Below are 12,880 nucleotides of genomic sequence, written 5' to 3' on the forward strand. Positions count from 1 at the left end.
ATAATCAAGGGTCAGACCGAAAACCCGTTCTTCGTTCTTGGTCAAAGTGAAAAAACGAGAGATTCTGAATCAAGTTCAGATGACGGTATGTGACGTTTTCGGAAAGCCCGCCGGGATGCTGAAACGAGTTCATGACGGAATTCTGGACAAAGAACCAGGAACCTAGGTGCACAGCGTGGGAACGAATAACCGTTCTTCCCGAAGGACGGGTTTCTTGAGGATGACGGTATGTGACGTTTTCGTAATCGCCTAACACTGTCATCCCGAATTTGTTTCGGGATCTGGTGCTTTCCGTCGTTGGGGATAGCGGGTTGGGGGTTGGATAGAGCAAAGGGACTGGTTGGCCGTTGAATGGTTCTCCGTTCGCCGAAAAAAACCCGTTCTTCGTTCTTGGTCAAAGTGAAAAAACGAGAGATTCTGAATCAAGTTCAGAATGACAGTATGTGACGTTTTCGTAATCGCCTAACACTGTCATCCCGAATTTGTTTCGGGATCTGGTTCTCCGTGAGAGCCAATAGCAAATGCAAGATGGGCACTAGGGGGGACAGACACCGGAAAACCTGTCCCCACATTTCGGGTAATCTTCTCGGAGGAAGGAGGACCGTGGACGGGCAACTTAGTCTTCGGCTTCAACGGTTTCTTTAAAGAGGCTCTTCTGCCCGCGAAACAGGCCTTGCGTCTTTGAGAGGGCTTCCTCTTCGGGCGAACCGCCGTTCGCCCCTACAGAATCACCTAAGATTGTCATCCCGTAGAGCCTGCCCTGAAGTGCTCCTGTTAAGGGTTCCTATACGGGATCTGGTTAAGGATCTCGATAACGGACAACGATAATCAATCTCGTCCTCTCGGCAAGCACAGTGAACTCTCGACAATGCTCTTTCTCGACTCGTCTTATTGAAAGACCGAGATGCTAAAACAATTTCAGATGACGGCATTTGTCGTTTTTTTACTCTAGGCAATTTGCAACGGCTCTTTCGAAGGACGGGTCCATGATCTTGGACGGTTAACGAAAAACGGTTCTTCACAGCGTTCAGCGGTATTTTCCCCGCAAAGCGGGCATTGCGAACGCCAATGCTTTCCGGCGCACTGCTTCTAATGTTTTATTCTTCGTCTCGCCAGCGAGAATCACTTCCCGACGAAGTCGGCCTCACTTCCCCGGATGTTCTTCCGGGCATCACTTCTTGAAATGTTCTTGCCCAGCATTGCGTCCTGACATGCTTCTGTCAACATTGCGACCGACGATGCTTTTCGCTGCACTGTGTCTAATGTTTTATTCTTCCTCGCGTCAGCGAGCATCACTTCCCGACGAAGTCGGCCTCACTTCCCCGGATCTTCTTCCGGGCATCACTTCCTGGGATGCTCTTCCCAGCATCACTTCTTGAAATGCTCTTGCCCAGCCTTGCGTCCTGACATGCTTCTGTCAACATTGCGACCGACGATGCTTTCCGGCGCACTGCGTCCAATGTTTTATTCTTCCTCGCCCCAGCGAGCATCACTTCCCGACGAAGTCGGCCTCACTTCCCCGGATGTTCTTCCGGGCATCACTTCCTGGGATGCTCTTCCCAGCATCACTTCTTGAAATGCTCTTGCCCGGCCTTGCGTCCCACCAAAGCTAGCCTAACTTCAGGTCTTATCCAAGGACGGGTTTGTGGTCTTGGGCTACGAACCAAGGGCGGCTCCTTCTTCAGCATGAAAGATTGCAGATTCCCGTCCTCCTATTTCATTAATTCTTAACCCACATGATACTATCATGTTATTAGAATACTGTGTATCATACTATATGCTATTATCAACATAGTATAGAGGTGATGTAATGGACATAGGCAAACTGGCAACTGAAATGAACAGAGGCTTTATTCAACTCTTAGTCATGGTTATGCTTGACGAACCAATGTACGGCTACGATATCGTGAAAACACTTGGAGAGAGGAACTTCTCAATCGACGAAAACACTTTGTATCCCCTCCTAAGAAGGCTTGAGGAAAGAGAGATTCTTTCGAGCGAGTGGAGAGTCGAGGAGAACAAACCCAGGAAATACTATTTCGTATCGGAAACTGGACGACAGGTGAGAAAGGAATTGCTGAGAATTTGGAATGAGCAGGAACAACTTCTAAAAAGCTTCGTTGGGGAGGAATGAAAATGGAAAGACTGAAAAAGTATCTTGACGATGTGCGAACGTTCTTACCGGGAACCAATCCAAGAAAAGCGGATGAGATTCTTAGAGAGATTGAAAGTCATGTACTGGAAAGAGCAGAGAGGGAACACGGAGAAATTAACGACACTGCAGTCGCGATGTCGATCAAAGAATACGGTTCACCTGAAGAGGTTGCGGCGAGGTATTATGAAGGCGGTCCGATCATCGCCCCTCATCTGAAGAACTATCTCTTCATGTACACGGGAATTCTTTTCGCAATTCATCTTGGACTTCATCTTATCGCTTTCGTTTTTGGCGAGAATGGCGCAATCTTTGATTTCAGGGGAACGGACCTACTGAGCCTTCTCTCACAGCTTCCAGTGACTTTCATATTTGACTTCGGACTTGTCAGCTTGATTCTTTACTTCGTGACGCAGGCAAAGGCTACGGCAAAGCTTCCCCACTTTACATATTTCATAAGAGAAGAAAAGACACCCTCAATGGGCAAGAGAATAGGAGTGCTAATTGGCTCTCTTGTTGGGGCCGGCATAACCTTTCTTGCTTTCACTTATGGACCATTCTATTTCGGCGGCGGAGAGCTCACGGAGATCGCGATCATCGCGTTAGATTCCTTCAAGTTTGCACTATTCCTTGCTTTTGGGCTGCTCGTCATAGATTCAGTATCCAGCTTAATCAACATATTCAATTACTCCCGGTTCAGCAAAATCGTCTCGAATACTCTTGGCCTTGTCTTTCTATTCCTGGCCGTTTCACCTGATTACAAACCAGACATTGCGTCCTATCTGAGTTTGAACCCGGCAAGTATAGATCACCCACTTCTGGTAGCTATTCTATTCTTGATGGCGATTGTAGTAATTGTTGATCTGGTCTTTGAGACGATAAAGTTCTGGGTCAGCAGAATAGTACGAACAGACTGATTAGACTCCTTTAGAAACTGGGAGGGGTGATACCTCTCCCTTTTTTCTACTGTTTTTAGAAACAAAACATACAGGCTATGAAGATTAGACGTTCACTCTTTCTAAGGCTTTCCCGTCACTGTCTTTCCAGTTCAGAATGAGGTTGTTTGGATAAGTCCACTTGTGATATCAACGGACTTCTGTCCTGCGCTTTAAATATACTAACACCCTCTCCTTGATGATAAAATCATAATTGCGCTTCTAATCTATCGGGAATGTCTTTAGCTGAAAAGATGTGAAGTTGCAGTTCAACTCTTTGATAAGTTGTTTTCCAAAACTAGGAGGGTCGATGTGGCCACTTTCATTATCAGAAGGCTTATGTTCCTGCCGCTTGTCGCCTTTGTAGTCACGCTTGTCGTCTTTGCAGTCATCTGGTCTATGGGGCCTGATGTCCTTCTTAGAGCCTATATGACGGGGAACGCCTCGAAATCACCAAACGCCGAGCAGAGGATAGTTGAAAAGTACGGGCTTGACAGGCCTGCAGTAGTTATGTACTTCAAGTGGTTCGGAAACACTCTCAGAGGCGATATGGGTTACTCTCTTACTGCCGGCTCAAGAGTCTCTGAAGCGATCCTTGTAAGGCTTCCGGCAAGCCTCGAACTACTGATACTGGCCCTGATTCCCATAATACTCTTCGGTTCGAGACTTGGAATAAGGGCCGCAATGCATCCCGATGGATTTACGGATTCTGTATTCGGATTCCTTTCGATAATCGGATGGGCAACTCCCGATTATGTAATGGCGCTCCTCATTCTAGTCGGCAGTTTCACAATATTCGGATGGCTTCCCATTGGCAACCTGACCACTTCTCTTATCAAAGACTGGAACACTTACAGCAACTCTTTGATAATCGACTCAATACTTAATCTACGTCTAGATATCCTGCTGGCTCAGCTAGTCAATCTAATCCAACCTGTTTTGACTCTGTTCATTGTACATTCTGCTTATGTCTTTCAGATAAGCCGGGCAACTGCACTGGAAGTGAAGAAGAAAGACTTCATAAGGGCTGCTAGATCACGAGGTGTGAGCGAAAGGACCATCATGCTGACTCACGTAAGAAGGAATGCGCTTATTCCTGTAGTTACAGTGGGAGGAGAGCTCTTCGCTTCGCTTTTCGCAGGGCTCGCATTTGTTGAGACTATTTTTGCAAGGCCTGGCATCGGACGGCTGCTTACGGAAGCAGCAATAAGCTTTGAAGTTCTCACGCTCTCTGGTCTTGTTCTTCTTATTGCTGCCGTAATGCTGCTCGTGAATATTGTCGTTGATATTATTTACTCTTATTTAGATCCCAGAATTCTTCTCTGGGATAATGGCAAGAGCGAACGGGGAGAATGATTGTATTAGAGCTTTATGTAGAATTCCCGAGCAGCGAAGCAAACAGTCTGAAAATCAGATTCTTTTCTTGCATAGTGGACGTACAATGAACTTTAGGGGGTGAGATCTATGAAGAAAGTCTCTCTAGTCCTGTGTCTATTGCTCGCCGGGTCCTTATTACTTGGAAATCTTTCTTTAGGATTGATAAATGTCGCAGCCAAAACCGAATCCCTTTCAAATACTCCTCTTTCCGGCTTCGTAGGAGTAGATGTGCTAGGTATTGACCTGCGCTATGATGTAGGACTTTTGTACCTTGGAGTGGCGACTCCGTTTCTCATGTTCACTCTTTCGGAAGATACAGGAGTGAAGTCTTCATTAATAATTCCCGGAATTGCATGGTATGGTTACATTGGATTGAAACTCGATTTTGGTGTTTTCTATTTTAAGGGGGATATCGGTCACACATTTGCTTTCGGCGAACAGCTACAGCTGGGTTTTTCTCCTCTAAGACTTGGGTTTGGAATGAACTTCAGTCCCAGTTACTACATAGAGCTAAGCGTCGATACTGTTCTGCAGAAATTCAACGAGACGGTCGGGAAGATCTTTGACTTTAAGATAGGTTACAGATTCTAGAAGATGAAAAGAGGTGTTCAGAGATGAAGAGATCTATTGCAACGGCCATTTTGGTAACTGTGCTGGCAGTCTCTTGTCTTTCCAGAAATCCAACGATTGAGGCTTACAGAAAAGATTTCTACTCGATCAACTTCATGGATGTAGAAAACCTAAGTGTAAAACTAACTACAGAAAAAATCGATATCTCGAGGAATGAGAAACGAATGCTCAATGATGGCGATATTCTTGTCTACCTTACCGACGAAGATAGGCTTGGAAAGATGGTAATACTGGAACTTGACAAGAATGAGAGCGGCATGCTCTTGTTTGATTTTGTCACGTATGATAAGGATGGAAAGGTCTTCACTGAAAAGAAAGATGTCAAATTTAACTCCTCATATGTTTTTGATTTCGACAAAGGCATATTCCCTAAAGAGATAGAAGGGGTCAAACTGTGGTGGCACAGCATTGATGATATTGAAATGTATCTTGTCCCATGGGCCCCTACTAAGCTCTTGAAGTATCCCAATGCTGAAATGAACTGACCAGCGGGACATTAGTTCGAGAAGACATTTCATAGGGTCAGTAGATTCGTTCTAGAATTCAAGCTGAATGAGAAATGTCGGCACCAGCTTCATGGTAGCGTCAACAAAGAAGTCGCCAGGCAGGCTTATTGGAAGCCCCAGTTCTCCACCCACGAGAACTCTGCCGAAATCAGTCTTAAATCCATAACTAGCACCGGCACCGGCAAGCATTAGACATTCCATCTCTCCAAGATGAATCAAACCCTCGACGCCACCGTGAACTCTCCATGAAGCAATGTCTTTGTAGAGGTAGAGACCGGGAACTAGTACGATCGAATCTGTAGCAAAGATCACTCCTGCCTTCACCTGAAATCCAAGAAGCCATGTATCAAAATTTACGGCCGCAAAAGGCTCAAAATGGCCATGAATCTTCACTCCCACACTGAAATCTACACCGATCATCGACACCGCAAGGATCAATACTAAGAACACACAGATTATCTTCATCAATCCGATCACCTCCATAACAACCAATTCTACCTTAAGCTACGGAGATAATTTTCAGAGGTCGCTGAGTCAATATTCACCAATAGCGCTGAAAAGCGAGCATGTTCAAATTGGAGTGGTAGAATTGGCCTGAAGCTCGGGAGCTTCGATAAGTTCACTTTTCAACAATGCAGAGGAATTGGGTTTCCGGTTTTTTTTGATTCTCGAGGTGGTGCAAATGTCGAAAATCGCAATTATAGGTAGTGGAATTGGGGGGCTTGCTGCAGGATGTTATGCCCGGATGAATGGTCTTGAATCGGTGATACTTGAAAAGGCCGATAAGCCGGGAGGACTTTGTACATCGTGGGGCAAGGGTGATTATATATTTGACGGCTGCATACGTCATCTTGCGGGGCTTAAGCCAGGCACCCCACTTAACAATATGTGGAAAGACATTGGAGCGATGCCTTCCGATATCTACTTTCCCGAAGAACTGGTGAAGGCGGTAGACGAAAAGGGCAACGAACTGACAGTCTTCTACGATCTGGAAAAGCTTGAAGCCGAAATGAAGAGAATCTCACCAGATGATTCTAAGCCAATAGAAGACTACATAAGGGCTATACGCAGGCTTTCCAACACCGATCTTATGGAGGTAGGCTTCTGGAGCTTCCGAGACTGGTTGAGGAATATCTCAGTATTGATTAAGAATAGAAAGGTTTCGAAATACTCCATGCTTTCATTCGCGCAGAGGTTCAAGAGTCCTGTTTTGAGAGCGTTCTTCCCGGTAATCCAGTACGGGTGGGCAAACATTCCACTAACTCTGAATCTAGGAGTGATGGCGGGATCGGCGGGCAAGAGATATGGACGATATCTCGGCGGTTCGGCCGAATTCATAAAGTCGGTGGCGGACAGATATACTTCGCTTGGAGGCGAGATACTTTACAACTCCTCCGTGGAGAGAATCATAGAAGATAGTGGAAAGGCTGTCGGAGTGAGACTTGAAAATGGTACGGAGATCTCCGCCAATTATGTAATTTCAGACGCGTACGGTTATGACACTTTCATGAAAATGATAGATGAACGATACCTCACCGATCGGCTGCGCTCGATGTATTCGAAGCCAATTGACAGGATGATGATGGGTTTGCATGTATCTTTCGGTGTGAACATGGACCTTTCAGACAAACCGAACGCCATTTCCTTCTTCCTTGACGAACCAATCGAAATTGCAGGCGACAACTGCTCTATAATCAACGTTCTTAACTACAGCTATGACAAGAAACTGGCACCGAAAGGGAAGACCAGTATTAAAGCGATGTATGATACCTACTATTCTTACTGGGAAGAGCTTTCGAAGGATCAGAAGAAATATGAGGAAGAGAAGGCGATAATCGCCAGTCGAACAATCGAGGCCATTGAAAGACTCATTCCCGGTATCGGAGAAGCCGTCGAAGTGACCGATGTGGCAACACCTATTACCACAGAGAGATTCACGTCAAACGCCCGGGGATACGGAAGTAAAGAGGATTTTCGATTGAGAGACACCCTCAAAGGATTCCTCAACAAACCGATGACGCTGAAAAGCCTCAAGAACTTCTTTGTGATAGGACACTCCATAGGTGGAACAAATCTCTACGGCTGTGCGGCAATGGGCAGGAATACTATCAGAAAGATCTGTAAGATGGAGCACAGGAATTTTGTCGCCTCCTGAGATTAACCTTTATTACCCATAGTTCTTCATAAGAAAGAGGAACACCGAAGTGTTCCTCTTTGCATATTTTGCGATTCTAATCCTTGAACTTCAGCGAACCGGCTCCAAGTTTCTTTTTCGTTGCTTTATCAAATAAAAGGTAATTACGGGAAGGGAAGGAAATCTCCATCTTGGAGTCAACATCGAAATCGACCCTTCCAAAGGCGACTATAGAGAACATCGTATTCCTTATCTTAGCTCTTACAACCGTTTCCATTCCCGAAGGTAGAGTTGAGTAAATAGTACAGGTGTTAGCCCCGCTTTCAGGGTTCAAGGCTATATCCTCGGGTCTCAACCCAATAATAACCTCATCGCCGCTCTTGAGCTCTCCTTCTCTACTTCTGAAATCCATCTCCAAAGTGATTTCCGAAGCTTCAAGAGTCGCTTTATCGCCATCGACTTCATTTACTCTTGCATCGACGAAATTCATTGAAGGATTACCGATGAAGTCTCCCACGAAGATATTGGACGGCTGATCGTATATTACAAGCGGCGGCGCATATTGCTGGAGGACTCCCTCTTCAAGAAGACAGACCTTTGTAGCGAGAGTCATTGCTTCAAGCTGGTCGTGAGTGACGTAGACCACCGTTGATTCTATCTCCCTGTGCAGCCGTTTCAACTCGGCTCTCATTTCCATTCTCAGCTTGGCATCCAGGTTCGAAAGCGGCTCATCCATAAGGAGTACTTTTGGATTAGGAGCTAGCGTCCTGGCAATGGCAACTCTCTGCTGTTGACCACCGGAAAGTTCTGAAGGATACCTGTCAAGAAGGTCGCTTATCTTGACGAGATCACCCATTTCCTTTACGCGTTTTCTGATCTCTTCTTTGCTCCACTTCATGTTTTCCAGACCGAAAGAGATGTTCTGATAAACGGTCATATGAGGCCATAGCGCATAGTTCTGAAACAAGAGGCCGACATCTCTCTTGTCGGGCGATAGGTTGATCTGTTTTTCACTGGAGAAGACAACCCTACCGCCTATAATGATTTCACCGACCGTAGGTGTTTCGAGCCCGGAAATCATTCTGAGTGTGGTCGTCTTTCCACAACCGGAGGGACCGAGAAGCGTCACAAAGTCGCGGTCCTCTATCGTAAGATCAAGATTGTCAACCGCTTTGACACTTCCGAAAGTCTTTGTAAGATTCTTCAAAATAATCTCAGGCATCAGGTCACCCTCCTATTCCTTTATCCAGGCTCGCACCGGTCACTTTGTTGATGAGGAAATTAAATATTAAAACTATTCCGATTATCAGAAGCACAATTGCATTTGCGTATTGATTCCAGCCCTTCTCGTTGTATTTGAAGAGCATAGTTGTCAAAATACTTGTACCAGGAGTAACAAGCAGTATGTAGAGAGCTAATTCTCTCATGCTGGAGATGAATGGAAGCAGGTAACCCGAGATAACCGTAGGTTTCTGAATCGGGATTATTATCTTCAGCATTCTCTTCCACCATTTCACGCCGAGAATAATTGCCGCCTCTTCGATTTCCTTTCCAAGCTGAAGAATCGCATTTATTCCTGCTCTTGAGGCAAAGGGCAAATACTTAACCGAACCTACAAGGGCAAGAATCGCGAAGGTACCGTACAGGGGCGGAATAAAGCCCCTCTGAACAGAGAACATCGACAGATAAATCGCGCCGAAAGCCATGCTTGGAATCAAATAAGGGAAGAAGGCCAGTCTGTCAACCATGTTCGAGCCGAACTTTCCCCTGGTCTTCGCAACAGAGTATCCAACGAGAATCCCAACCGTTCCTGCAATCAGCGCCACTACAATTGAAAGCGAAAAGCTGTTAAACAAACCCTGATACACATACTTGTTCTTCAATATTCCTGGCTCTCCGTTGGCGATATCCGGACTGCCCTCCCCCGTCCAGAAGATAGTCGAAAGATTGCTTAAGCTGTAATTCCCTGGTTCAACGAAGAACGACTGAGCTGCAAAGGTCATCAGCGGTATCACAGCCACTGCAACCAGTATAACGAGCATTATAGTCGAAACGGGAGTGCGTAGCTTTCTCAGATTCACAAGCGAGATGTTTCCGCTCTTTCCCGTTACCGTCGTAAAACCCTTTCTCTTACCGATGATTATCTGATTGATTGTAAGGATTGCAACTCCAACAACTATCATGAATGATGCGATGATATATCCGGCGCCGGGATTAACCCCATTGATCGTCCTGTATAACTGGGTTGTCAGTACCTGATACCTTACCGGACCTCCCAGAAATGAAGGGACGGCGAAGGCGCTCATGGCGCTTGAAAAGACAAGAAGGAATGTCGAAAGAATTGCGGGCATCACTATGGGCACCGTTATCTTCCATATTATTCTCAAGCGCGATGTCTTAAGAATAACTGCTGCTTCTTCGAGATTGGCGTCCATGTTTCTTAAAATCCCGCCAATCAAAATAAAGGCAAAGGGAGCGTAATGCATTCCCAGTACGAGAACGATTGGAATGAATCCGTAGGCAAACCAATCTGCGGTCTCTATTCCAGTCAGAGCCGAAAATATCCCTGGTACGCCACCTATGCTCTTGTTCTTGAAGAAGTTGAGCCAGGCCATGGCAAGAGTCCATGAAGGCATGATGTAAGGAAACAGCATCATTGTAGATATGGATTTCTTGAATCTCAAATCAGTGCGTGTAACCATCCACGCGAAGAAGCCTCCGACAATAAGCGCAAATGCACACGTAGCTACTGAAACAAGTAGGGTATTGATCAGGGGTTTATAAAACAAGTTGTCGCTTGCAGAACTGTTGAAAACATATTCCCAGTGGTACAACGTGAAATCTCCTACGTTGGAGCCTCTGATTCTCCTCACTTCTGCAGAGTGGACTGTGAACGTATCTACTCCAATGTAAAAGAGGGGAACAATCGTAAGGTAGATAAGAATAATAAGTAGAACAACGAGAATCATGTGTTCAGGTTTTGAGAAATAGGCAAGCAACTTGTTCAAAAGTTTCTTCATAGTAACCACCTTTGAAAGGACTAAGGCTCCCCCAAACGGGAGAGCCTAAGAAATGTGATCAATATGCGTACATATTCCAGAAATCTTCTACGTCGAGCCTGTAATTGAAGAGGAATTCAGGATCCTCTCCGATTAGCACTTTCTCCCAGACATCAAACGCATTGTCTCCTGGGTATGGAAGAATGTTTGGATTCGACGAGTAAGTACCTTCAGAGCCTGCCCACGGTGCAAAACCCTCTTCCGTCAAGAGATACTCTATGAAGAGCTTAGCAGCATTCGGATGAGCAGAGTTGCTCGTCAGCATCATGTAGCTGGGATAGTAGAAGCCTGCAAAGGGCTCCATACCCATTATCGGTAGAAGGGCGAGATTCTTGGTCTCTCTGTATCGCACCTTCGAATACGTACAGAGTCCTACCTTATCGATGCCTTCACCCCTAATTCCGAGAGACTCGGCCATGGTCGTGTCGCTGTTAATGAAGACCAAACCATTCTCAAGAACACCCTTCATCCACTCGTAGCCGGCATTTTCCGTCGTAAGCTCGATCGGCTTCCCGAAATATCTCTCGTAGGCAAGCTCGAGATCCTCAATTACTTTGGGGGTTGTCAGCATTGTCAGGAAGTTCATGTTGACTCCTTCCTTGAAAGGATCCTTGAAGAAGAATCTACCTTCGAATTCCGGATCGGTAAGTGCCCAAACATTTGCGACGGGCGGATAAGTGAACGTCTCGGAATTGTACAAAAAGACCTTCGTGATAACGGATAACACGAGAGGATTCTGCATAGATTCTGGAATAATATCCTTCATGTCTTCTGGAACGTAGTTGATCAAGTATCCCGGTTCAATAAGCTCTCCGAATACTCTACCGCCGTCTTGAGCTATGACGAAATCGGCTCCAACTATACCGCTTCCCACTTCTCTGGAAACCTTTTCGATCATCTCGAAGTCTTTCAGGTTGTAGGCTTCGACTGCAATTCCGTACTTCTCAGTAAAAGCTTCGGCCGCGTTGGATATTCTGCTTGTTATAGAGTAGACAACGACCTTCCCTTCCTTCTTAGCCGCTTCCAGCAGTTGCGGTGAAACCGCAAGAATACTGACGCCTAACAAAACTACCAGTACGAGCAAGAACGTTTTTAGTCTCATAAGACACCTCCTAGAGTTTTAAGAGTATGGATCATGAATTGTCTTTGTGAACCTTTTGCTCTCTATGATCAAGTGAGAGCCTTAAACTATCCGTTTTAAGCTCCTCGAAGAGCCGATCTGCAACATAGACAGATCTATGCTTACCGCCCGTACAGCCAATAGCTATCTTCATGAAGTTTCTGCCGCTTCCGGCGAACCCTTCAATTGTCATCCTGCAGAGCTTCAAAACAGTCGAGAAGTAGCTTTCTATCTCGGGGTAAGTCTCCAGATAATCCTTCACTTTCTTGTCCATTCCCGTCAGTTCAATGAGCTCCTCATAATAATAGGGATTTGGAAGGAATCTCACATCGAAGATCAGGTTAGCATCGTGAGGAACCCCTTCATTGTATGAGAAACTCTCTATCTCAACCCTCATCGGAGGCAGTTTGTAACCTTTCCCTCTGATTATTGAGACGATAGCCTCCTTCATTTCTTTCATATCCATTCGTGACGTATCTATTACATGATCGCAGTTCTTTTTGAATGGATCCATAATGCTTCTTTCCTTCTGAATTGCTTCTTCGAGACCTGTCTCTTGCTGGAGGGGATGCGCCCTACGGGTCTTCTGATATCTGTAGTAGAGGACGTCATCTTCTGCATCGAGAAATATTGAAACTATACCCAGTCCTCTTTCCTTGAGTGATCTGAGGCTCTGGTTCACTTTATCAATACCGCCAAACTTCTTGGCTGTACGAATATCGATAACAACCGCGCTCTTATCGATTTCTTGTGCACCGATAATGTTTACAAGTTCCTCGATTATTGAAGGTGGAACATTGTCCATACAAAAGAATCCGAAATCTTCAAGTACGTCGATTGCCGATGACTTTCCGGCTCCAGACATGCCGGTCACAACAAATATGTTAGAAGACATTCGTAGCATCACCGCCCAAATGGTAAATAATAACGAAGAAAGAGAGAATGATTAAATTATACAATAATCTGG

General features: G+C 45.5%; 11 protein-coding genes. 6 read left to right on the forward strand and 5 right to left on the reverse strand.

Annotated features, from left to right (window positions below; all coding sequences use genetic code 11):
- Positions 1–1,810 precede the first annotated feature (1,810 nt).
- The 5 genes from Y696_RS10805 (at position 1,811) to Y696_RS10825 (ending at position 5,579) form a co-directional block, all read left to right on the forward strand.
- On the forward strand, positions 1,811–2,134 hold the full coding sequence (locus tag Y696_RS10805; protein ID WP_006489979.1) for a PadR family transcriptional regulator: 324 nt from the start codon (positions 1,811–1,813) through the stop codon (positions 2,132–2,134).
- 2 nt (positions 2,135–2,136) lie between these two features.
- A complete protein-coding gene (locus Y696_RS10810; protein WP_121510466.1) occupies positions 2,137–3,069 on the forward strand; it encodes an HAAS signaling domain-containing protein in 933 nt (310 codons plus the stop codon).
- A gap of 330 nt (positions 3,070–3,399) precedes the next feature.
- Positions 3,400–4,443, forward strand: coding sequence for an ABC transporter permease (locus tag Y696_RS10815; RefSeq protein WP_006489976.1), 1,044 nt, complete (start codon positions 3,400–3,402; stop codon positions 4,441–4,443).
- Between the two features lie 108 nt (positions 4,444–4,551).
- Positions 4,552–5,055, forward strand: a complete 504-nt coding sequence (locus tag Y696_RS10820) for a hypothetical protein (protein ID WP_006489975.1) — start codon at positions 4,552–4,554, stop codon at positions 5,053–5,055.
- A gap of 23 nt (positions 5,056–5,078) precedes the next feature.
- Positions 5,079–5,579, forward strand: a complete 501-nt coding sequence (locus tag Y696_RS10825; RefSeq protein ID WP_121510467.1) for a hypothetical protein — start codon at positions 5,079–5,081, stop codon at positions 5,577–5,579.
- 51 nt (positions 5,580–5,630) lie between these two features.
- Here Y696_RS10825 and Y696_RS10830 read toward each other — a convergent pair whose 3' ends face one another.
- Positions 5,631–6,065: a hypothetical protein gene (locus tag Y696_RS10830; protein WP_257212068.1), complete on the reverse strand. Its 435-nt coding sequence runs from the start codon at positions 6,063–6,065 to the stop codon at positions 5,631–5,633.
- A 217-nt stretch (positions 6,066–6,282) separates the two neighbouring features.
- Between Y696_RS10830 and Y696_RS10835 the strand changes: the two genes are divergently transcribed.
- Positions 6,283–7,755: an NAD(P)/FAD-dependent oxidoreductase gene (locus Y696_RS10835; RefSeq protein WP_121510468.1), complete on the forward strand. Its 1,473-nt coding sequence runs from the start codon at positions 6,283–6,285 to the stop codon at positions 7,753–7,755.
- A 76-nt stretch (positions 7,756–7,831) separates the two neighbouring features.
- Here the strand turns inward: Y696_RS10835 and Y696_RS10840 are convergent, their stop codons facing one another.
- The 4 genes from Y696_RS10840 to rapZ are packed head-to-tail and all read right to left on the reverse strand — an operon-like array spanning position 7,832 to position 12,808.
- The gene (locus Y696_RS10840) at positions 7,832–8,956 is read right to left on the reverse strand and encodes an ABC transporter ATP-binding protein (protein ID WP_006489971.1); all 1,125 of its coding nucleotides are present in this window, start codon (positions 8,954–8,956) and stop codon (positions 7,832–7,834) included.
- 4 nt (positions 8,957–8,960) lie between these two features.
- Complete coding sequence (locus tag Y696_RS10845; RefSeq protein WP_006489970.1) at positions 8,961–10,754, reverse strand: iron ABC transporter permease; 1,794 nt, start codon at positions 10,752–10,754, stop codon at positions 8,961–8,963.
- Positions 10,755–10,812: 58 nt separating this feature from the next.
- Positions 10,813–11,895 carry an ABC transporter substrate-binding protein gene (locus tag Y696_RS10850; RefSeq protein WP_006489968.1) on the reverse strand — a complete coding sequence of 361 codons (1,083 nt, stop codon included), beginning with the start codon at positions 11,893–11,895 and terminating at the stop codon, positions 10,813–10,815.
- Between the two features lie 31 nt (positions 11,896–11,926).
- Positions 11,927–12,808 carry an RNase adapter RapZ gene (gene rapZ, locus Y696_RS10855; RefSeq protein ID WP_121510469.1) on the reverse strand — a complete coding sequence of 294 codons (882 nt, stop codon included), beginning with the start codon at positions 12,806–12,808 and terminating at the stop codon, positions 11,927–11,929.
- Between the last annotated feature and the right edge of the window lie 72 nt (positions 12,809–12,880).

The sequence above is a fragment of the Mesotoga sp. H07pep.5.4 genome, from assembly GCF_003664935.1.
Lineage (GTDB): Bacteria > Thermotogota > Thermotogae > Petrotogales > Kosmotogaceae > Mesotoga > Mesotoga prima.